The 20081-nt window shown below is 70.4% G+C and carries 19 protein-coding genes; 6 read left to right on the forward strand and 13 right to left on the reverse strand.

Annotation, left to right across the window (positions count from 1 at the left end):
• The gene (locus tag RHOOR92_RS0113475) at positions 1–780 is read left to right on the forward strand and encodes an NRDE family protein (RefSeq protein ID WP_007508732.1); all 780 of its coding nucleotides are present in this window, start codon (positions 1–3) and stop codon (positions 778–780) included.
• Between the two features lie 97 nt (positions 781–877).
• Positions 878–2563 carry an NAD-dependent DNA ligase LigB gene (gene ligB, locus RHOOR92_RS0113480; RefSeq protein ID WP_027490485.1) on the forward strand — a complete coding sequence of 562 codons (1686 nt, stop codon included), beginning with the start codon at positions 878–880 and terminating at the stop codon, positions 2561–2563.
• Between the two features lie 3 nt (positions 2564–2566).
• Here the strand turns inward: ligB and RHOOR92_RS0113485 are convergent, their stop codons facing one another.
• From RHOOR92_RS0113485 to dinG, 6 genes are all read right to left on the reverse strand, one after another.
• Positions 2567–2968 (reverse strand): YchJ family metal-binding protein, encoded by a 402-nt coding sequence (locus RHOOR92_RS0113485; RefSeq protein WP_007508729.1) that lies wholly within the window; start codon positions 2966–2968, stop codon positions 2567–2569.
• A gap of 56 nt (positions 2969–3024) precedes the next feature.
• Positions 3025–3621, reverse strand: coding sequence for a DUF938 domain-containing protein (locus RHOOR92_RS0113490; RefSeq protein ID WP_027490486.1), 597 nt, complete (start codon positions 3619–3621; stop codon positions 3025–3027).
• Between the two features lie 13 nt (positions 3622–3634).
• Complete coding sequence (locus RHOOR92_RS0113495; RefSeq protein ID WP_007508724.1) at positions 3635–3832, reverse strand: hypothetical protein; 198 nt, start codon at positions 3830–3832, stop codon at positions 3635–3637.
• 93 nt (positions 3833–3925) lie between these two features.
• Positions 3926–4504, reverse strand: coding sequence for an NnrU family protein (locus tag RHOOR92_RS0113500; protein WP_027490487.1), 579 nt, complete (start codon positions 4502–4504; stop codon positions 3926–3928).
• 69 nt (positions 4505–4573) lie between these two features.
• A complete protein-coding gene (locus tag RHOOR92_RS0113505) occupies positions 4574–5125 on the reverse strand; it encodes a HutD family protein (RefSeq protein ID WP_027490488.1) in 552 nt (183 codons plus the stop codon).
• On the reverse strand, positions 5122–7242 hold the full coding sequence (dinG, locus tag RHOOR92_RS0113510) for an ATP-dependent DNA helicase DinG (RefSeq protein WP_027490489.1): 2121 nt from the start codon (positions 7240–7242) through the stop codon (positions 5122–5124). The genes RHOOR92_RS0113505 and dinG overlap by 4 nt, the downstream gene beginning before the upstream one ends.
• Positions 7243–7447: 205 nt before the next feature.
• Here dinG and RHOOR92_RS0113515 point away from each other — a divergent pair, with 205 nt between their 5' ends.
• On the forward strand, positions 7448–10399 hold the full coding sequence (locus tag RHOOR92_RS0113515) for an EAL domain-containing protein (RefSeq protein WP_027490490.1): 2952 nt from the start codon (positions 7448–7450) through the stop codon (positions 10397–10399).
• Positions 10400–10432: 33 nt separating this feature from the next.
• Here RHOOR92_RS0113515 and RHOOR92_RS0113520 read toward each other — a convergent pair whose 3' ends face one another.
• From RHOOR92_RS0113520 to RHOOR92_RS0113540, 5 genes are all read right to left on the reverse strand, one after another.
• On the reverse strand, positions 10433–11086 hold the full coding sequence (locus tag RHOOR92_RS0113520) for a DsbA family oxidoreductase (protein ID WP_007508712.1): 654 nt from the start codon (positions 11084–11086) through the stop codon (positions 10433–10435).
• A 90-nt stretch (positions 11087–11176) separates the two neighbouring features.
• Positions 11177–12823, reverse strand: a complete 1647-nt coding sequence (locus RHOOR92_RS0113525) for an NAD(P)/FAD-dependent oxidoreductase (protein ID WP_007508710.1) — start codon at positions 12821–12823, stop codon at positions 11177–11179.
• Between the two features lie 168 nt (positions 12824–12991).
• The gene (locus tag RHOOR92_RS0113530; protein WP_007508709.1) at positions 12992–13213 is read right to left on the reverse strand and encodes a hypothetical protein; all 222 of its coding nucleotides are present in this window, start codon (positions 13211–13213) and stop codon (positions 12992–12994) included.
• A 154-nt stretch (positions 13214–13367) separates the two neighbouring features.
• The gene (locus RHOOR92_RS0113535) at positions 13368–13874 is read right to left on the reverse strand and encodes a DUF1993 domain-containing protein (RefSeq protein ID WP_007508703.1); all 507 of its coding nucleotides are present in this window, start codon (positions 13872–13874) and stop codon (positions 13368–13370) included.
• Complete coding sequence (locus RHOOR92_RS0113540) at positions 13871–15157, reverse strand: tetracycline resistance MFS efflux pump (protein WP_027490491.1); 1287 nt, start codon at positions 15155–15157, stop codon at positions 13871–13873. The genes RHOOR92_RS0113535 and RHOOR92_RS0113540 overlap by 4 nt, the downstream gene beginning before the upstream one ends.
• 183 nt (positions 15158–15340) lie before the next feature.
• On the opposite strand from RHOOR92_RS0113540, the gene RHOOR92_RS0113545 reads away from it, so the two are divergent.
• Entirely contained in the window at positions 15341–17071 is a 1731-nt protein-coding gene (locus RHOOR92_RS0113545; RefSeq protein ID WP_027490492.1) for a hypothetical protein, read from the forward strand.
• 10 nt (positions 17072–17081) lie between these two features.
• Here RHOOR92_RS0113545 and RHOOR92_RS0113550 read toward each other — a convergent pair whose 3' ends face one another.
• Positions 17082–17927 (reverse strand): alpha/beta fold hydrolase, encoded by an 846-nt coding sequence (locus RHOOR92_RS0113550; RefSeq protein WP_027490493.1) that lies wholly within the window; start codon positions 17925–17927, stop codon positions 17082–17084.
• Positions 17924–18979: a ferrochelatase gene (hemH, locus tag RHOOR92_RS0113555; RefSeq protein ID WP_027490494.1), complete on the reverse strand. Its 1056-nt coding sequence runs from the start codon at positions 18977–18979 to the stop codon at positions 17924–17926. The genes RHOOR92_RS0113550 and hemH overlap by 4 nt, the downstream gene beginning before the upstream one ends.
• A 97-nt stretch (positions 18980–19076) precedes the next feature.
• Between hemH and RHOOR92_RS0113560 the strand changes: the two genes are divergently transcribed.
• Both RHOOR92_RS0113560 and tatA read left to right on the forward strand, forming a co-directional pair.
• Entirely contained in the window at positions 19077–19766 is a 690-nt protein-coding gene (locus tag RHOOR92_RS0113560; protein WP_015448863.1) for a lipid-binding SYLF domain-containing protein, read from the forward strand.
• A gap of 63 nt (positions 19767–19829) precedes the next feature.
• Entirely contained in the window at positions 19830–20066 is a 237-nt protein-coding gene (gene tatA, locus RHOOR92_RS0113565) for a twin-arginine translocase TatA/TatE family subunit (protein WP_027485249.1), read from the forward strand.
• The last annotated feature ends 15 nt before the right edge of the window (positions 20067–20081 follow it).

The raw sequence follows: 20081 nt of genomic DNA on the forward strand, positions 1-20081 counted from the left end.
ATGTGCCTGATCGCGTTCGCCTGGGAGTCGCATCCGCGCTGGCGCCTGCTGCTGGCGGGCAACCGTGACGAGTTCCACGCGCGGCCCAGCGCGGCACTGGCGCGCTGGGACGACGCGCCGATCGTCGGCGGCCGCGATCTCGAGGCCGGCGGCACCTGGCTGGGCGTTGCCGACGGCGGGCGCTGCTGCGTGGTGACCAACGTGCGCGACCCGCGTGATCCGCAACTCGGCGCCTCGCGCGGCCTGCTGGCCAGCGACTACCTGCGCGGCGAGGCCGATGCGGCGGCGCATGCGGAGCAGCTGTTGCGCGCGGCTGCCGACTACCGGCCGTTCAACCTGCTCACCTTCGACGCGCGCGCGGCGTTCTATCTCGGCAACCGCCCCAACCCGCGCGCGCAGGCAGTGACGCCGGGCGTGCACGGCCTGTCCAACGCCGACTTCAACACGCCGTGGCCGAAGACCCGTACGCTGATGCAGCGGCTGCAGCAATGGATCGACGCTGGCGACGACACGGATTTCGCGCCGTTGTTCGAGGCGCTTGCCGATGAACGGCAGGCGCCGGATACGCAATTGCCCGACACCGGGGTGGGGCTGGAACGCGAGCGTCTGCTGTCGTCGGCGTTCATCCGCGGCGAACAGTACGGCACCCGCGCCAGCACCGTGGTGGCGATCGACCGCGACGGTTGCGGCGTGATCGCGGAGCGCCGCTTCGGGCCGAACGGCCGCTACCACGGCCAGACGCTGCTGCGCTTCGGCGAGCGGTCGACCGCCATCGGCTGACGCCTCGCGCCTACGTGCCGCCGCGCTCGTCGCCGCCTGACCGTCGCGCGGCCTCGCCGCTAGCCTCGCCGACGCCATCCACGGAACGGAGCGTCGCATGCGCACGACTTGCCTGTTGCTGATCCTGCTCGCCTCGATGGCCGGTGCAGCGCACGCGGCGGGTTGCCCGGACTGGCCGCCGGCGCGGGCGCGGCAGGAACTCGCCGCGCTGCATGAGCGGCTGGACGGCTGGAACCATGGGTACCGCGTCGAGGGCCAGTCGCCAGTGAGCGATGCGGTCTACGACCAGGCCAGCCAGCGCCTTGCCGCGTGGCGGCGCTGCTTCCCCGCGCAGGCACCGGCGCCGCTGGCGCCGCTGGCCGACGCCGGCGGCCGGGTGCGTGCACCGGTGGCGCAGACCGGCCTGGCCAAGTTGCCGGATGCCGCCGCGATCGGCGCCTGGATGCACGCGCACGGCGACCGCGACCTGTGGGTGCAGCCGAAGGCCGATGGCGTGGCGGTTACCTTGCTGTATGTGGACGGCCGCTTGCGCCAGGCGACCAGTCGCGGCGATGGCTTGCACGGCTCGGACTGGATGGCGCTGGCCCAACTGATCGACGCGATACCGAAGCGGCTGCCGCAGGCGCCGGCACGCTTGGTGTTGCAGGGCGAGCTGTACTGGCGCCTGCCCGGCCACGTGCAGGCCGACGACGGCGGCGCCAACGCGCGCGCGGCGGTGGCCGGTGCGCTGGCGCGCGAGGCGCTGGATGCCGACAGCGCCGCGCAGATCGGCCTGTTCGTGTGGGACTGGCCCAGCGGCCCGGCCGACATGCCGGCGCGGCTGGCCGGGCTGGCGGCGATGGGGCTGGCCGACAGCGTGGCGTACACGCAGCCGGTGGCCACGCTGGAGGAGGTGAAGCACTGGCGCGAGCGGTGGTATCGCCATCCCATGCCGTTCGCCGCCGACGGCACGGTGTTGCGCCAGGGCCATCGGCCGCCGGCCGCGAGCTGGCCGGCGGCACCGCCGGACTGGGCGGTGGCGTGGAAGTACCCGGCCGCGTCGGCGCTGGCCGAGGTGCGCGCGGTGGATTTCACGGTGGGGCGCAGCGGCCGCATCACGCCGGTGCTGGAACTGGCGCCGGTGCAGCTGGACGACCATCGCGTGCAGCGAGTCAGCGTGGGTTCTCTCAAGCGCTGGCAACAGCTCGACATCCGCCCCGGCGACCAGGTCGAGGTGGTGCTCGCCGGGCTGACCATCCCGCGCCTGCAATCGGTGGTATGGCGCGCGCAGCAGCGCGTTGCGGTGACGCCGCCCGACCCGCAGGCGCACGGCCCGTTGAGTTGCTGGCAGGCCACGCCCGGCTGCGAGCAGCAGTTCCGCGCGCGGCTGGTGTGGCTGGGTGGCCGGCAGGGCCTGCAGCTGGAGGGGCTGGGCGCGGAGACGTGGCAGGCCTTGATCGACGCCGGGCTGGTGCATGGCCTGCTGGACTGGATGGAGCTCACGCCGGCACAGCTGGCGGGCGTGCCCGGCCTGGGCACCAGCCGTGCGACGGCGCTGGCGCGCAGCTTTGCCGCGGCGCGCGATCGCCCGTTCGCGCGCTGGTTGCAGGCGCTGGGCGCGCCCTCCGGCGTGGCGGCCGGACTGCCCGACTGGGCCGCCCTGAGCGCGCGCGCGGCCGGCGACTGGCAGGCAATGGAAGGCATCGGCGCCGGGCGCGCGAACCAGCTGGTGGCGTTCTTCGACTGCCCCGCGGTTCGCGCGCAAGCCGTCCGCCTGCACGCGGCCGGCGTGCAGGGTTTCTGAGGCTCAGCTCTTCAGTTCGCCGTCGTGGTAGTACCAGCGGCCGCCTTCGCGCACGAAGCGGCCGGTCTCGTGCTGGCGCTGCGCGCGGCCGCCGCCGAGGCGGTAGCGGGCGACGAATTCCACCGTGGCGTGGTCGTCGTCGAGGGCCTGCTGGCGGCGCACCTCCAGCCCCAGCCAGGTCGGCGGCGGTTGCTGCGCGGCCAGCCGCAGCGAGGCCGGGCGGGTGTCTGCATGCCAGCTGGTCAGCAGGTAGTCCTCGCGCTTGAGCACGTAGGCGCTGTAGCGCGAGCGCATCAGCTGTTCGGCGCTGGCAGCGGGTGCGCCGTCGTGCAGCGGTCCGCAGCACTGGCTGTAACCGGCCGGGTTGCCGCAGGGACAGGGGGTCAACGTGTCGATGGCCTTCATGCCGCCTTTGTACCCGGTTCGGCGCGGTTGTGCAGGCGTACCGTGCTGGCGGCGATTCAGCCGTGCACGCGGCGCCACACGCGGCAGCGGTTGTTGGCCGGCATCGCCACGTCGTCGACCAGCGCGAAGCCCGCCGCCGCGGCCAGCGCGTCGACGGCTTCGGCGTCGCGGATGCCCATGTGCGCGCCGCGGGCCTTCAGCGATTGGTCGAAGGCGGCGTTGCTGTCGCTGCTGTAGCGGCCGTGCTCGTTGAACGGGCCGTAGATCACCAGCACGGCATCGCCGGTGGTGACCGCAGGCAGGCGCGCGAACAGCTGCTGCACCTCGGGCCAGGCCATGATGTGCAGGGTGTTGGCGCTGAACACCGCGTCGAACGGGCCGCTCGGCCAGGCACCGCCGACGTCCAGTGCCAGCGGCGGCGGCGTGTTCGGCAGCGCCGCCTCGTCCAGCCAGGCGCGGATGCCGGGCAGGCTTTCCGCGCGATCGGAGCTTTGCCAGCTCAGCTGCGGCAGCGCGGCGGCGAAGTGCACCGCGTGCTGGCCGCTGCCGCTGCCGATCTCCAGCACGCGCCGACGGTCGGCGAAATGCGCGCGCAGCACGCCGAGGATCGGTTCGCGGTTGCGCTCGCACGAGGGCGAGTGCGGTTTTTCCACGTGTCGGCGCGGCTCAGACCGGGCGCCCGCGCAGCACGCGCGCGGGCAGCATCAGCAGCGCGCCGAGGAAGGCGAACACGGCGCTCACCGTGATGCCGACCAGGCGTAGCGGCAGCAACAGCAGCCACACGATCGGGTACAGCACCAGCGCCAGCAGCGCGAGCGGCCAGCAGAACACCAGCAGCAACAGCCAGAGCAGGAAGGCGGCCATGCGGTGATCCTCGCGAAGGGTTGGACGGCGCCCACTGTAGCGCAGGCCGGCGCCGCCGCGCGGGTGACTCCCGACACCCCCGGCGGCCGCTGTTCAGCCCATCGGGCTCATGCCGATCAGCCACAGGTGCAGCCAGCGCGCGAACACCGCCCAGGCCACCACGCCGATCACCAGCGTGAGCGCACTGCCGCGCAGCGTGCCGGCCGGATACCGCGTGCCCTCGCGGCGGTCGCGGCGGCGCGAGGCGATGAACAGCGCCACCGCCCACAGCAGGAACGCGCCGAACAGCAGCACGTCGTGCAGCATGCCGGTGGCCAGCAGATGACCGAACGCCCACACCATTACGCCGAGCAGCATCGGGTGGCCGAAGGCCGCCTTGAGATGGTTGCGCGGAACGTAGGCGGCAGCCACCAGCACGAAAGCGATCAGGGTGAACAGTGCGTTGGCGTGACGCAAGGCCAGCGGCGGCACGTACAGCAGCACGGCATGCTGGCGCGCCAGGCCGAAGCCCCAGCAGATCAGCGCAAAGCCGAACAGCGAGACCAGCGCGTACAGGCCTTTCCAGCGCAGCTCGCCCAGTCGCGCCCGTTGCCGGCTGCGCCAGCCGTCGGCGAAGAGGCGCAGCGAATGCACGCCGAGGAACAACACGAGACCGAGGATCAGCACGGGCATGGTCGAAACTCCGGGGGACGGTGAGTGACAAGCGTACGGGCGTGGCGTCCGCCGTCCTAGTGACAGCCGTCAGGCGACGGCCTCGACCCGCACGGCCAGCGCCAGCGCACCCGGCCGCAAGGTTAGCACCGCGGGCGAGCACCGCTGCCAGGCGTCGCCTGCCTGCAGCGTGCCGTCGGCGCCATCGATCGTGCCGCGGGCGCAGTACACCAGCACGGTGGCGGCGTCGGTCGGGTATGGCCCGGCTTCGCGCCACACCTCGATACCGCCGCGCACGCGGCCGCGGCGCAGCATCAGGTTGAAGTCGCGGGTGGGCCCGCCGGCCAGCGCCACCTCTACCCGCGCTTCGCCGGGGAACGCGAACGGCGCGCACGGCGTGGTCAGCGCATGCGTGCGGCCGTCGTCCAGCGTCATCGTGAAGCCGGCGCCGTCCAGCAGCACGATCTGCCGGTCGATGCCGGGGAACGCGGAGAATGGTGCGGCGCTGTCCACCTCGGCCACGCTGACCCGCCACAGGAAATCGTCCATGCCCGCGCCCGCCGGTTCGATGGCGATTTCGCGGGTGCGGCCCAGGCCGTTCTTCCACGGCTGCGGGGGACAGTCGGCCAGACGGAGGATCATGCGCTTCTCTCGATGACGCGCCGGAACGGCGGCAGCGCCTTCAGCATGCCGGCGCCATAGCGCTTGGTGACCACGCGGCGGTCCAGCAGCACGATGCGGCCGCAGTCGCTTTCGTTGCGGATCAGGCGGCCGCAGTACTGGGTGAGCAGGCGCGTGGCCTCGGGAATGCTGACCTCGATGAACGGGTTGCGCCCGCGCGATTCCAGCCACTCCGCATAGGTGGCGCCGACCGGGTCGGTGGGCACCGCGAAGGGCAGCTGGGTGATCACCACCGTCTCGCACAGCTTGCCGGGCAGGTCCAGGCCTTCGCCGAACGAGGCCAGCCCGAACAGCGTGCTGCCCTTGCCCGCCTCGACGTCGGCGCAATGCTCGGCCACCAGCTGCGACTTGCCCAGCGAACCTTGCGCGCGCACCTTGCGCACCTGCGCGATCGGCAGTTTCTGCAGCACGCGGTCGAGCTTGGCGCGCGAGGTGAACAGCACCAGGTTGCCGGCGCCCCAGTCGAGGTGGTCGGCCAGCCACTCGCTGATCTCCTCGGCGTGCGCCTCGCGCGCGTCGGGCAGTGTGCGCATCGTGGGCACTTCCAGCCGCGCCTGCGCGGCGAGGTTGAACGGCGAGGGCAGGCTCAGCGTCACCGCGTCGTCGGGCAGGCCCACCGCATCGGCGAAGCCGCGGAAATTGCCGCCGGCGCTCAGCGTGGCCGAGGTCAGCAGCACGCCGCTGGCGTTGCCCCACAGCACGCTGCGCAGCAGGCCGGCGGCGGATACGGCCGAGGCGTGGCAGACCAGCTGCTGGTCGGCGCCCAGGGTGACCCAGCGCGCCAGCGGCGGCGCGTCATCCGGATCGTCGGCTGACCAGGCACGCCAGCAGGCCGCCTGCCGGCCGATGCGTTCCAGCGCGATGCCCAGCTCGCGCGACAGCGCCTCCTGAGTCGGCCCGCCGTCGGTCATCTCGACCACCGCGCGGCGCACCGCGCCCAGCCAGCGCTGCACCTCGCCGGTGAGCAGGCCGAGCCCCCGCGCATGCTCCACCCACGGCTCGGGCAGCTGGCCCAGCGAACCGCGGTACATCGGTTCGGTCTCGGCCGGGTCGGGCAGCCAGCCCAGGCGGATGGCCTTTTCCAGTTCCTCCAGTGCGTCGCTGAGTTCCTGCAGCTTCGCGTCGCCGGCATCCAGCGCGAGCTTGCCCAGGCTTTCCTTGTCGGTGAGCGAATACGCCGCATGCACCTGCCGGCCGAGCCGGCTCAGCTGGCGCACGGTGGCGGTCATGTAGACCTCGGCCGCGCCGCGGTCGATCGCCTTGCCCGGCACGTGGTGGGCTTCGTCGAACACGTACAGCGTCTCGTCCGGACGCGGCAGGATCACGCCGCCCCAGGCCGGGGTGCCATCGCCTCCGTCCTCGCCCGGCATGGTGAGGTCGGCCAGCACCAGGTCCTGGTTCGCCACGATGATCTCGGCGTCGTCCACCGCGCGGCGCGCGGCGAAGAACGGACAGATCATGAACTGGCCGCACTTGCGGTTGGTGCAGCCGCCGGCGCTGGTGGTGATCATCGGCCGCAGCAGGTCGCTGACCGGCTCCGGCGCGCCGTCCATGTCGCCGTCCCACTCGTTGCGGTCGAACGCGGCGCCGAGCTTGGCCAGCGCCTGCTTGTCGCGCGCCTGCGGCGGCTTGCTCCACAGCGCGAGATCCGCATCGAAACCGGCCAGGCCCATCTGTGCGCCGTCGTTGATGCTGTTGCGCGCCATCAGCAGGTTGCGCGGACACAGGTAGCGGCCGCGGCCCTTGGCCAGCGCCACCTTCGCCTCGATGCCGTTGAGCCTGAGGTAGAGCGGGATGTCGCGCTGCACCAGCTGTTCCTGCAGCGCCACGGTGGCGGTGGCGATCAGCAGCTTCTTCTTCTGGAAGCGCGCCACCGCCACCCCGGCGATCAGGTAGGCCATCGACTTGCCGGTGCCGGTGGGCGCCTCGATCACCGCCACGCCGCCCTCGGTGGCCAGCGCCTTGGCCACCTCGGCGATCATGCGTCCCTGCGAGGCGCGCGCACGGAAATCCGGCAGGCCGTCCTTCAGGCGCGTGTAGGCGGCGCGGATGGCGTCTTTGGTGGTGTCGGCGAGCATGCGGTGGATCGGAAACCTGTGGCGCGGATGACGCGAGGGGCAGGGCGGCGGCGAGCGTGGCGCCGGCTGGCAGGCGGCAGTTTATCGGTATTGCGCGTTCGCTCGCATGCAGGCAGGCTGGCGGCAGCCCGGCATCGCCATGTGGTCGGCAGGAGCGGTTCGACCGATCGGCGAGGGGACGCCCGGGCAAGGGGGAAGCTCATCGATGAAGCATGCCGGTGCCGTCGGGTCGATGTCGTACGAGGGATCGTTGCAGCTGGGCTGGCTGGCCCGGCTGACCGCCGCGCATGCGCCGGACGAGGTGGCCGGCGCGATCGCCGAGCTGGCGCGGGCCTTGCCGGGCTGTTCCGCCGCCTGCGTGTTGTGGGGGCTGGACGATGGCGCAACCTGGCGCAGCGTGCCGCCGTTGCCGGCCGCGATGGATGAGGCATGGCTGGCCGGCGCCGTTCGCGCGACCGCCCCGCACCGGCACCCGGACGGATCGCGCGTGGCGGTCCGCCTGTGCGTGCAGCCGCAGCCGGCCTTGCTGCTGCTGCAACTGGACGAACCGGCGGCCGGCGGTTTTTTCGACGATCTGGAGGCGCCGCTGCGGCTTGCGGGCCAGCACCTGCGGCGCGCCCTGGAATGGGCCGAGCTGCAGGATTCGCACGAGCAACTCGAACGTTCCGAGGCGCTCCAGCGCGCGTTGTTCGCGATTTCCGACCTGGCCGGTTCCGAGCGCGACATGCCAGACATGCTGCGCGGCATCCACGCGATCGTCAGCACGCTGATGTACGCGGAGAATTTCTTCATCGTGCTGCACGATGTCGCGCGTAGCACGATCCGTTTCCTGTATTTCGTCGATGTCGAGTCGCCACCCCTGTTCGAGGTCGGCCGTGACCTGCCATTGAGCGCGATCGAGCACACGCTGACCTGGCACGTGATCAGCGATGGCAAGGCCCGCATGGGCGACGCCGAGGAACTGCGCAGCCAGGTGGCCGGGCCGGTGACCCTGATCGGTCCGGACAGCCACGACTGGCTCGGTGTGCCGATGCTGCGCGGCAGCCAGCCGTGTGGCGTGCTGGTGGTGCAGAGTTATCGCCCGGACATCGGCTTCACCGACGAGGACCTCGCCCTGCTGCAGTTCGTCGGCAGCCACATCCTCACCGCGCTCGAGCGCAAGCAGGGCAAGGATGAACTCGAACAGCGGGTGCAGCTGCGCACGCTGCAGCTGGCCGAGGCGAACCGCGGGCTGCAGCAGGAGATCGTCGAGCGGCAGCGCGCCGAGCACCTGCAGGCCGCACTGTTCCAGATCGCCGAGCTGGCCACCGCGGACATCGACCAGGGCGCGTTCTACCGGCGCGTGCACGCGGTGGTGGGCGAACTGCTGAACGCGCAGAATTTCTTCATCGGGCTGCTCTCCGACGACGGCCGCAAGCTGAGCTTCCCCTATTCGGTGGATGCAGTGCTGGCGCCGCCGGCCGAACGCGTGCTGGCGCGCGGCCTGAGCGAATACGTGCTGCGCCTGGGCCGGGCGCTGCGGGTGGACAACGCGGACATCGAGGAACTGGAGCGGCGCGGCGAGATCGCGCCGGGGCGCATGAATTCCCCAGCGATGTACTGGCTCGGCGTGCCGCTGATCGTGGCCGACGAGGTGATCGGCCTGGTCGCCGTGCAGAGCTACCGTGCCGACGTGGTGTACGGCGCGGCCGACCAGGAACTGCTCAGCTTCGTCGCCTCGCAGGTCGCCAACAGCCTCACCCGGCGCCGCTCCGCCGAGTCGCTCAAGCGCGCCTATGAACAGCTGGAACAGCGGGTGGAGGAGCGCACGCAGGCTTTGCGCAAGGAAATCGGCGAACGCGAGCGCATGCAGGACCAGCTGCGCCATCAGGTCATGCACGACGCGCTGACCGGGCTGCCGAATCGCGGCTACCTGCGCGACCGCATCGAGCGCGTGCTGGCCGCGATGCGGCGCGAGCCGCAGCAGCAATGCGCGCTGCTGTACCTGGACGTGGACCGGTTCAAGATCATCAACGACAGCCTCGGCCACCTGGCCGGCGACGAGGTGCTGAAGGAGGTGGCGAAGCGGTTGTCCAGCTGCGTGCGCCACCCGGACCTGGTGGCGCGGCTGTCCGGCGACGAGTTTGCGATCCTGCTGGAACAGGACGACCTGCCGTCGGCGGCCACCGCCGTGGCGCAGCGCGTGCTGGACGCGCTGGACGCGCCGATGCCGGTCGCCGGCAAGGAACTGCAGGTGACCGCCAGCGTGGGTATCGCGATCGGCGACGGCCACTACGCGGCGGCCGACGAGCTGTTGCGCGACGCCGACATCGCGCTGTACCGGGCCAAGGAACTGGGGCGCAAGCGCTACGAGCTGTTCGACGAGCGGCTGGCGCAGACCGTGGTCGACGTGCTCGCGCTGGAAGGCGAGCTGCGCCAGGCGTTGCTGCATGGCCAGTTCGAGCCGTACTTCCAGCCGATCTGCGCGCTCGACGGCAGCCACCGCACGCTCGGCTACGAGGCGCTGCTGCGCTGGAACCACCCGCAACGCGGCGTGTTGCGGCCGGGCGATTTCCTGAAGATCGCCGAGGACAGCGGGCTGATCGAGACGATCGACTGGCACCTGTTCGAGCTCAGCTGCCGGCTGCTGCTGCAGCACGAACGCAACGACAGTTTCATGACGGTGAACGTGTCGGCGCTGCACCTGCGCCACGCGCATTTCGACCGCCGCCTGATCCAGTTGCTGGAACACATCGGGCTGCCGCCGTCGCGGCTGGTGGTGGAGGTCACCGAGGGCGCGCTGCTGGACAACCCCGAATACGTGCGTGCCACGCTGGAGCGCCTGCGCGCGATCGGCATCGGTGCGGCGCTGGACGATTTCGGCACCGGCTATTCCTCGCTCAGCTACCTGCACTCGCTGCCGCTGCGCATCCTGAAGATCGACCGCGCCTTCGTGCAGGAGCTGGACAAGGGCGCCAACACCTCCAGCACCACCGTGGTGGCGGCGATCCTGGCCCTGGCCCGCGCGCTGAACATCCAGGTGATCGCCGAGGGCATCGAGACGCCGGCCCAGCGCGATGCGCTGATGGCGATGGGCTGCGAGATGGGCCAGGGCTACCTGCTCGGCCGCCCGGCGCCGATCGCGCAGTGGCGGGAGTCGCGCGCGGTCGACGCGTGAGCCGGGCCGCAGTCGCGGCGCGGCCGAGCCTGCCTAGCCGGCGGCGACGATCTGCCGCAACGCCTGCTCGAACGCCTCCGGCGGCTGCCCGCCGGAGATCAGGTGCTGGCCATTGACGATGGTGGCCGGCACCGAGTGGATGCCGCGCGAGGTGAAGAACTGCTCCTGCGCGCGCACCTCGTCGGCAAACTCGCTGCCTTCGAGCAACTGCCGCGCCCGCTCGCCGTCCAGCCCCGCTTCAACGGCCAGCCGCGCCAGCGTGTCGTGCGAACTCACGTCCTCGCCGTCGGTGAAATACGCGCGCAGCAGGATCCGCTTCAGCGCCAGCTGGCGCCCTTCCAGCCCGGCCCAGTGCAGCAGCCGGTGCGCGTCGAAGGTGTTGTAGACGCGGCTGCGCCGGTCCATGTTGAAGGCGAAGCCGAGCGCCGCACCGCGCTCGCGGATCGCCGCGCGGTTCGCGTCGATCTGTTCGGCGCTGCTGCCGTACTTGTGCACCAGGTGTTCGGTCGCATCCTCGCCCTCGAGCGCCATCTGCGGGTTCAGCTCGAACGGCTGGAAATGGATCTGCGCACTGACCTCGCCTTCCAGCTTCGCCAGCGCCTGCTGCAATGACGCCAGCCCGATCGCGCACCACGGGCAGGACACGTCGGAGACGAAGTCGATGCGAAGCGGAACGGGCGTGGACATCGGGATACCTTTCGTGAGGCGGACAGCGTGGCTGCGCGGACCTGCTTGAAATATGGCCGCAACGCGGCGAATCAATTGCCGGCCGGAGTCTCAGTTTCCGGCGATGCTCAGCGCCACCGCCTCGGCCACCTTGATGCCGTCCACGGCGGCGGAGAGGATCCCGCCGGCGTAGCCGGCGCCTTCGCCGGCGGGGTACAGGCCGCGGGTGTTGAGGCTTTGCAGGCTGTCGTCGCGCTGGATGCGGACGGGCGAGGAGGTTCGCGTCTCCACGCCGGTGAGGATGGCGTCGGGCATGGCGTAGCCGCGCAGCTGCCGCTCGAACGCGGGTAGCGCCTCGCGGATCGCGGCGATCGCATAGTCGGGCAGCGCGCTGTCGAGGCTGCCGAAGGTCACGCCCGGCTGGTACGACGGCAGCACCTCGCCGCAGTCGCGCGAGGGACGGCCGGCGAGGAAATCGCCGACCCGTTGCGCCGGGGCGTTGTAGTTTTCGCCGCCGAGCACGTAGGCGTGGCTTTCCAGCGCACGCTGCAGGGCGATGCCGGCGAGCGGGCTGCCACTGTCATCGTAGGCGGCGAAGTCGGACGGCTCGATGCCGACCACCACCGCCGCGTTCGCGTTGCGCTCGTTGCGCGAATACTGGCTCATGCCGTTGGTGACGACCCGGCCCGGTTCGGACGCGGCGGCCACCACGGTGCCGCCGGGGCACATGCAGAAGCTGTACACCGAGCGCCCGCGTCCGCCCTGATTTCCCTTGCCGTGGTGCACCAGCTTGTAGTCGGCCGCGCCCAGCATCGGGTGGCCGGCCTGCGGGCCGAAACGGGCGCGGTCGATCACCGACTGCGGGTGCTCGATGCGAAAGCCGATCGAGAACGGTTTGGCTTCCAGGTACACGCCGCGCGCGTGCAGCATCTCGAAGGTGTCGCGCGCGCTGTGGCCGAGCGCCAGCACCACGTGGTCGGCGCGCAGCTGTTCGCCGCTGGCCAGGGTCACGCCGCGGATGTGGCGTTCGCCGGCGGCGTCGGTGTCGATCAGCAGGTCGTCCACGCGCTGGCTGAAGCGGATCTCGCCGCCCAGCGCTTCGATCGTGGCGCGCATGTTCTCCACCATCGAGACCAGCCGGAAGGTGCCGATATGCGGCTTGCTGACGTAGAGGATTTCCTCCGGCGCGCCGGCCTTGACGAATTCGGTCAGCACCTTGCGGCCATGGTGCTGCGGATCGCGGATCTGGCTGTGCAGCTTGCCGTCGGAGAACGTGCCGGCGCCGCCCTCGCCGAACTGCACGTTCGACTCCGGGTGCAGTTCGCGCTTGCGCCACAGGTCCCAGGTGTCCTTGGTGCGCTCGCGCACGGCCTTGCCGCGGTCGAGAATGATCGGGCGAAAGCCCATCTGCGCCAGGATCAGGCCGGCGAACAGGCCGCACGGGCCGAAACCGATCACCAGCGGGCGGTGTTCGATCCGCGGCGGCGCCTTGGCCACGAAGTGGTAGCTGGTGTCTGGCGTGGGCTGCACGTGCGCGTCGTCGGCAAAACGCTTGAGCAGTTCGGCTTCGCGCGGGGTGTCGATGTCCAGCGCGTAGATCAGCATGATCGCGCCGCGCTTGCGCGCATCGTAGCCGCGGCGGGCGATGGTGCAGCCGGTGAGGGCGGCGGCGTCGATGTCCAGCCGGCGGAGGATCGCGGCGGTGAGCGCGGCCTCGCCGTGGTCGAGCGGCAGCCTGAGGTCGGTCAATCGCAGCATGGGAGGCCCGGAACGGTCGGTCGGCTGGAGTGGGCGTGGGCCCGGCCGACTATTGTCGATGCGACGGTGCGCAGCCGACAAGCGCGCCTGGCCTGCGACATCGTGTCCGGTTTCCGGCGGGCACCGGCGCCTGCGCGGCGGGGCGCCGGGGTGACACGATGCGTCAGTTCAGGCCGCCAGCATGGTCAGGATCTGTTCGCCGGTGGCACGCGGGTGCAGCAGCAGGTAGTGCGGGCGCATGCTGCGGTCGTGCCGGCGGGCGGCGGCGATGCACGGCTCACCGTCGGCGGCAATGACGCACAGCCGGGCCGGGCGGCGCCGGTCCCACGGGCGGCGGAGCACCAGGCCATGCTGCGGGCCGCCGACGATGATGCATTTGATCTGTTCCATGACGCTTGCTCGGAATGGGGGAGGGGACGGTGGAGGTGTCACTTCCCTGCAAGCAGAAGGCAGGCCACGGGGCGGCGGTCGAATGTGGTGTGCATCACACTTTGGCAATTCCGGCACGATGGCGACCCCCACGGGCCCCCATCGTGCCGCTTTGTCAGGCGTTGCCGATGAAGTCGGTTTTGCCGATGTCGGTGCCGGCCTCGCGCAGGATGTCGTAGGCGGTAGTGCAGTGGAAGAACAGGTTCGGCAGGGTGAAGTGCAGCAGATAGGCCTGGCCTTCGAAGTGCATCTCGCCGTTGCGCATCTTCAGGTGGATCGCACGGGTTTCGCTGCCGTCGATCTGTTCCGGCGTGAAGCTCTTGATGTACGCGATCGAGCGCTCGATGCGGCTGTAGGCCTGCTCCAGCGTGGTCTCGTTGTCCTCGAAGCTCTGCGGCTCCACGCCGGCCAGGCGGGCGGTGCCGCGGGTCGCCATGTCGCAGGCGATCTGGATCTGCTTGATCAGCGGCAGCATGTCCGGGATCAGCCGGGTCTGCAGCAGCACCTCGTCGCTGACATTCTTCGACCTGGCGTGCTGCTCGCCCTTCTTCAGCACGTGGGCGAGATTGCCCAGGGCGCGGACGCAGACGGGAACGGCGACCTGGTACATCGAAATGCTCATGGACGATCTTCCTGTGGTGGGTGAGTGGGTTCGGCGGGAGGGACGACGACCGGCGGCCGCCGCGTCACCCGAACCGCGACCAGCATGCCGACCAGCATCAGCGCGGCGGAAAGCACGAAGGCTACACCGGGCAGGTGCACCGACGAAGACGGCGCGATCGACAACGCGAACACCTGGGCGAACAGATACGGCCCGAAGATGCCGGCGAAACTGCCCAGGCTGCCGATCGCACCCTGCAGCCGACCCTGCTCGGAAGGGTCGACCTGCTGGGTCATGATCGACTGGATCGGCGGCATCGCCAGCCCCCACAGCGCCAGCAACGGAATCCCGAACAGGAACGCCCAGCCCACGTCGGCTACGCCCATCACCAGGAACGCGCCCACGCCGAACAGCATGCCCGCCAGCAGCACGCGGCGTTCGCCGAAGCGCGGCGCGAGCCTGCCGGTGAGCACCGCCTGCACGAAGCCGTCGCAGGCGCCGACCAGCATCAGCACGTAGCCGACCGCCTGCGGGCCCCAGCCATAGCGGTAATCCGCGTACAGCACGAACACCGTCTGCAGCACGTAGTGCGCCAGGTAGACCAGGAACAGCACTACCGCCAGGCCGAGCACCTGCGGGTAGCGGCGCAGCAGTTTCAGGGAGCCGAACGGGTGCGCGCTGTGCAGTTCGAGCCGGGCCGTGCGGCGCTCCTTCGGCAGCGACTCGGGCAGGATGAAGCAGCCGTACAGGAAGTTGCACAGCGCCAGGCCGGCGGCCACCCAGAACGGCAGCCGCAGCGCGATGCCGCCGAGGAAGCCGCCCACGCCGGGGCCGATGATGAAGCCCAGCCCGAACGCGCTGCCGAGTATGCCGAATGCGGCGGCGCGCTTTTCCTTCGGGATCACGTCGGCGACGTAGGCATTGGCGGTGCTGAAGCTGGCTGCGGTCATGCCGAGCAGGATGCGCGCGGCGAACAGCAGCCACAGTGTGGGCGCCAGCGCCAGCACCACGAAATCCACCGCCAGGCCCAGGTTGGAAATCAGGATCACCGGCCGCCGGCCGTAGCGGTCCGACAGCGCGCCCTGCACCGGCGAGAACCCGAACTGCACGATGGCGAACACCGTGCTGAAGATGCCCACCCACCACGCCGCCTTCGCGATGCCGCCGCCGGCCAGCTGCTCGATCAGGTGCGGCAGCACCGGGATGATGATGCCGAACGCCAGCATGTCCAGCAGCACGGTGACGTAGATGAACGCCAGCGCGGCCCGGTGGCGTGGTGCGGAGGGAGGTGGCGACGGGACCATGGGCGTGGCGAGGCAAGGGGAGGGGCACGATAGCCGAACGGCGACCGCGCGCCATGTGCATTGGCTCGGCGGCGTCCGCCGGCCAGCGCGGCAACCGCGGCGTGGCGCACCCGATCCGTGGCGCGACCGCCGCCGGCACGTGCGGCGCGATACCATGGGCGATCCCTTCGCCGAGGAACCGCCATGCTCCGACGTCTGCTTCCCGTGTGCCTGCTGTTGGCGCTGGCCGCCTGTTCCTCGAACCAGGGGAGCACCGCCACGGCGCCGGTGTCAAAGGAGGAGCTGGCGCCGGCGCCGACCGCCAGCGCCGCCGTCGCGTCGCCCGCCACGTCGGCCGCCGACGCCGGCACCAGCGCCGCCGTGCAGCAGCGCCTGGCCGACTACGCCACGGTGAAACTCAGTGCCGACCTGTCGAAGTTCGATGCGCGGCAGAAGAAGATGATCGCGCTGCTGGTCGAGGCGGCCGACAGCATGAACGCGCTGTACTGGAAGCAGGCGTGGGGCGACAAGGATGCATTGCTGGCGAAGATCGCCGACCCCGCCACGCGCGAGTTCGCCGGGATCAACTACGGCCCGTGGGACCGGCTGGACAACGACAAGCCGTTCGTCGACGGCATCGGCGTGCGCCCGGCCGGCGCGCAGTTCTACCCGGCCGACATGAGCAAGGCCGAGTTCGAGAAGTCCACCCTCAAGGACAAGACCGCGCTGTACACCCTGCTGCGTCGCGACGCGCAGGGCCAGCTGATCAGCGTGCCCTACCACGAGGCGTACAAGCCCGAGCTGGCGAAGGCCGCCGGATTGCTGCGCCAGGCCGCGAAGCTGGCGAAGGATGCCGGCTTCCGCAAGTACCTCATGCTGCGCGCCGACGCGCTGCAGAGCGACGACTACCAGGCCAGCGATTTCGCCTGGATGGACATGAAGACCAACCCGGTCGACCTCGTGATCGGCCCGATCGAGACCTATGCAGACCAGCTCTACGGCTACAAGGCCAGCTACGAATCCTACGTGCTGATCAAGGACCAGGCCTGGAGCAAGAAGCTGGCGCGCTTCGCGAAATACCTGCCCGAGCTGCAGCGCGAGTTGCCGGTGGCCGACAAGTACAAGGCGGAAAAGCCCGGTTCCGACGCCGACCTCAACGCCTACTTCGCGGTGTACTACGGCGGCGACGCCAACGTCGGCGCCAAGACCATCGCGATCAACCTGCCCAACGACGAGCAGGTGCAGCTGAAGAAGGGCACCCGCCGCCTGCAGCTGGAAAACGTGATGCAGGCGAAGTTCGACCAGATCATGCTGCCGATCGCGAAGGAACTGATCGCCGACGACCAGCAGAAGAACCTGACCTTTGATGCGTTCTTCCAGAACACCATGTTCCACGAGGTGGCGCACGGTCTCGGCATCAAGGAAACACTCGACGGCAAGGGCACCGTGCGCAAGGCGTTGAAGGACCAGGCCTCCAGCTTCGAGGAAGGCAAGGCGGACATCCTCGGCCTGTACATGGTGACGAAGCTGGCCGACAAGGGCGAGCTGGACAAGTCGAAGCTGATGGACAACTACGTCACCTTCCTCGCCGGCATCCTGCGCTCGGTACGTTTCGGCGCGTCCGACGCGCACGCCAAGGCGAACATGGTGCGCTTCAATTTCTTCAAGCAGCAGGGCGCGTTCAGCCGCGATGAGAAGACCGGCCGCTACCGCGTCGACTTCGACAAGATGACTGCGGCGATGAACGCGCTGTCGGCCAAGCTGCTGACCATCCAGGGCGACGGCGACTATGACGCCGCCCGGCAGCTCACCGACCGCATGGGCGCCGTCGACGCCGAACTGGCCGGCGACCTGAAGCGGCTCGACCAGGCGCATATCCCGGTCGACATCCGCTTCGAGCAGGGGCTCGACGTGCTGGGGTTGAAGCAGCCCTGAGGCGCATGCGTCACGTCGCCGCGTCGATCCACGCGGCGACGTCGGCCGGATGTTCGAGATGCAGGTGGTGGCCGCCTTCCATGTGGCTGACGGTGATGTCCGCCACGCAGGCAGCGCGCGAGCGCATCATCGGCGTGGGCAGGTAAGCCGTGGCGGGCCGCGCCAGCAGCATCGCGGTGGGGGCCGTGATGCCGCGCAGCAGGGCGTGCACCTGCGTTTCGGCCAGGCGCACGGCGCTGGGGCGGGTCAGCCGCGGGTCGCTGCGCCAGCGCCAGCCGCCATCGGCTTCGAGCAGGCCACGCTCGACGATCGGCCGCGCCAGTTCGGCGGGCAGGCCGCTGGCCATGCTGCGTGCGGCGGCTGCGTGGGCAACATCGCGGAAGATGCGCAGCGGCTTGCCGTTGCCCTCGCGCGGCGCCAGCGCCTCGCGGAAGCGCTGCAGCGTGTGCGCGCCGTCGTCGCCGAGCGGGCCGAGGCCCTCGATCAGCAGCAGGCACTCGATCCGTTCGGGCCGCGCCGTGGCGACCAGGCTGGCGATGCCGGCGCCCAGCGAGTGGCCGAGCAGGGTGTAGCGCTCCAGCCCGAGTGCGTCGGCGGCGGCCAGCACGGCCTGCACGTGGTCGACGTAGTGGTAGCCGGCGCCGGCGGCGAGATGGCCGGCATGGCCGTGGCCGGGCAGGTCCAGCGCGATCACCTGCCAGCGTGCGGCCAGCTGCGGCGCCAGCTGCGCGAAGCTGCCGGCGTTGTCGAGCCAGCCGTGCAGCGCCAGCAGTGGCGGCAGGCTGTCTTCGCCCCAGATTTGCGCGGCCAGCGTCAGGTGGGGCAGCGCGATGCGGCGCTCGACCGATGCGCTCACGCGGCGGCTTCCGGCCAGCCGCCGAGGTGCCGGCGCACCAGCGCGGCGAGGCTGGCCACCTGTTCGGCGCTGTCGTTCAGCGCGGGGATGTAGCGCAGCGACTCGCCGCCGGCGGCGGTGAAGAAGTCGCGGTTCTGCATCGCGATCTCCTCCAGCGTCTCCAGGCAGTCCACCGCGAAGCCGGGGCAGGCCACGTCGAGCCTCTTCACGCCGTCGGCGGCCAACCGGCGCACGGTGGCGTCGGTGTATGGCTGCAGCCAGCGCTCGCGGCCCACCCGCGACTGGAAGCTGACGATCATCTCGCTCTCGCCCAGCCGCAGCCGCTCGTGCAGCAGTTGCGCGGTGCGCCGGCATTGTTCCGCGTAGGGATCGCCGAGCCGCACGTAGCGCTCGGGGATGCCGTGGAACGACAGCAGCAGTTTCTCGCCGCGGCCGTGCGCCGCCCACCAGCGTTCGATGCCGGCGGCCAGCGCCTCGATGTGGCCGGGCTCGTCGTGGTAGTCGTTGACGAAGCGCAGCTCGGGCGGCCAGCGCCGTTGCTTGCAGGCATCGGCCACCGCGTCGATCACCGAGCCGGTCGAGGTGGCCGAATACTGCGGGTACAGCGGCAGCACCAGCAGCCGGCGCACGCCCTCGCGCTGCAGCCGTTCGATCGTCTGTGCCACCGACGGCTCGCCGTAGCGCATCGCCAGCGCCACCCGCAGCGTGCCGGGGCGCTGACGGTCGAACTCGGCCTGCAGCGCCGTGGCCAGCGCCTCGCTGCCGTAGCGCAGCGGCGAGCCGCGTTCGTCCCAGATGCGCGCGTAGGCGTGCGCGGAACGTTTCGGCCGCACACGCAGAATCACCCCATGCAGGATCAGCCACCACAGCCAGCGTGGGTAGTCGATCACCCGCGGATCGCCGAGGAACTCGGCCAGGTACGGGCGCACCGCTTGCGCGGTCGGCGCGGTCGGCGTGCCCAGGTTGACCAGCAGCACGCCAGCCTGAACGGGCTGAACGGCCGGCGCGTCGGAATCGTCGGCAACGCCGGTATAGTGGTTGCTGCGTGGCATCGTGACAGTCGTGGCTGCTGGAACCGTGCAGTCTGCCACAAGCCCGGCGCACCGCGTGGCGCCGCGCCTATCCCCCGAACCCGAGTGGAGCTGCCCCATGTTGAAGACATCGCTGCAACGTCTGCTGCTGACCAGCCTGGCCCTGCTGTTGCCGGCGATGGCCGTGCATGCCGAGGATCCGCCGCTGGTGCGCGCCACCAACGCCGTGCGCGTGATGAACGATATCATGCAGGCGCCGGACAAGGCGATCCCGAAGGACCTGCTGCAGAACGCCCGCGCGATCGCGGTGATCCCGGACATGATCAAGGCCGGCTTCATCTTCGGCGGCCGTCGCGGCGAGGGCCTGATCTCGGTGAAGAGCCCGAACGGCACCTGGTCCAATCCCAGCTTCATCACCATGACCGGCGGCAGCGTGGGCTTCCAGGCCGGCGTGTCCTCGACCGACGTGATCCTGGTGTTCCGCACCCAGCGCGGCGTGGATTCGATCGTCAACGGCAAGTTCACCCTCGGCGCCGACGCCTCCGCCGCGGCCGGCCCGGTCGGGCGCACCGCCAGTGCCTCCACCGACGCGCAGATGAAGGCCGAGATCTATTCCTACTCGCGCAGCCGCGGCCTGTTCGCCGGCGTGGCGCTGGATGGATCGGTCCTGCGCATCGACTATGATGCGAACGCTGCGGTGTACGGCGCCGGCATCACGCCGCGGCGCATCTTCGAGGGTGGCGTCAGCAACGTGCCGACGCCGGTGGTCGACTTTCGCGACCGGCTCGAAGAGTACACTTCACGCTGATACGGAAAGGCCGGCGCGCGCGGCGCGACGGGTTTCCGGCTTCGTCCGTTTTCGAGGTAATTCATGAGCATCTGGCATCTGATAATCCTGCTGGTGGTGGTGGTGGTGATCTTCGGCACCGGCAAGCTGCGCAACATCGGCTCCGACCTCGGCAACGCCATGCGGGATTTCAAGAAGGGCCTCAATGGCGACGAGGACGAGGCCAAGCGCAAGGAAGCGGAGCGTCTGCGCGCCGATCCGCCGGCGAGCCCTGCCGACACCACGACGCAGAGTCAGCGCGACTCCAGCGACGCGAAGTAAGCCGCGGGCGACGGG

It is taken from the genome of Rhodanobacter sp. OR92 (assembly GCF_000427545.1).
Lineage (GTDB): Bacteria > Pseudomonadota > Gammaproteobacteria > Xanthomonadales > Rhodanobacteraceae > Rhodanobacter > Rhodanobacter denitrificans.

Coding starts and splice junctions, on each gene's coding strand:
- RHOOR92_RS0113505 (WP_027490488.1), bottom strand. CDS start 5,125: ATGATCCTCCGTCTGGCCGACTGTCCCCCGCAGCCGTGGAAGAACGGC.
- RHOOR92_RS0113545 (WP_027490492.1), top strand. CDS start 15,341: ATGCTCCGACGTCTGCTTCCCGTGTGCCTGCTGTTGGCGCTGGCCGCC.
- RHOOR92_RS0113495 (WP_007508724.1), bottom strand. CDS start 3,832: ATGGCCGCCTTCCTGCTCTGGCTGTTGCTGCTGGTGTTCTGCTGGCCG.
- RHOOR92_RS0113520 (WP_007508712.1), bottom strand. CDS start 11,086: ATGTCCACGCCCGTTCCGCTTCGCATCGACTTCGTCTCCGACGTGTCC.
- RHOOR92_RS0113535 (WP_007508703.1), bottom strand. CDS start 13,874: ATGAGCATTTCGATGTACCAGGTCGCCGTTCCCGTCTGCGTCCGCGCC.
- RHOOR92_RS0113485 (WP_007508729.1), bottom strand. CDS start 2,968: ATGAAGGCCATCGACACGTTGACCCCCTGTCCCTGCGGCAACCCGGCC.
- ligB (WP_027490485.1), top strand. CDS start 878: ATGCGCACGACTTGCCTGTTGCTGATCCTGCTCGCCTCGATGGCCGGT.
- tatA (WP_027485249.1), top strand. CDS start 19,830: ATGAGCATCTGGCATCTGATAATCCTGCTGGTGGTGGTGGTGGTGATC.
- RHOOR92_RS0113500 (WP_027490487.1), bottom strand. CDS start 4,504: ATGCCCGTGCTGATCCTCGGTCTCGTGTTGTTCCTCGGCGTGCATTCG.
- hemH (WP_027490494.1), bottom strand. CDS start 18,979: ATGCCACGCAGCAACCACTATACCGGCGTTGCCGACGATTCCGACGCG.
- RHOOR92_RS0113515 (WP_027490490.1), top strand. CDS start 7,448: ATGAAGCATGCCGGTGCCGTCGGGTCGATGTCGTACGAGGGATCGTTG.
- RHOOR92_RS0113540 (WP_027490491.1), bottom strand. CDS start 15,157: ATGGTCCCGTCGCCACCTCCCTCCGCACCACGCCACCGGGCCGCGCTG.
- RHOOR92_RS0113525 (WP_007508710.1), bottom strand. CDS start 12,823: ATGCTGCGATTGACCGACCTCAGGCTGCCGCTCGACCACGGCGAGGCC.
- RHOOR92_RS0113530 (WP_007508709.1), bottom strand. CDS start 13,213: ATGGAACAGATCAAATGCATCATCGTCGGCGGCCCGCAGCATGGCCTG.
- RHOOR92_RS0113560 (WP_015448863.1), top strand. CDS start 19,077: ATGTTGAAGACATCGCTGCAACGTCTGCTGCTGACCAGCCTGGCCCTG.
- dinG (WP_027490489.1), bottom strand. CDS start 7,242: ATGCTCGCCGACACCACCAAAGACGCCATCCGCGCCGCCTACACGCGC.
- RHOOR92_RS0113475 (WP_007508732.1), top strand. CDS start 1: ATGTGCCTGATCGCGTTCGCCTGGGAGTCGCATCCGCGCTGGCGCCTG.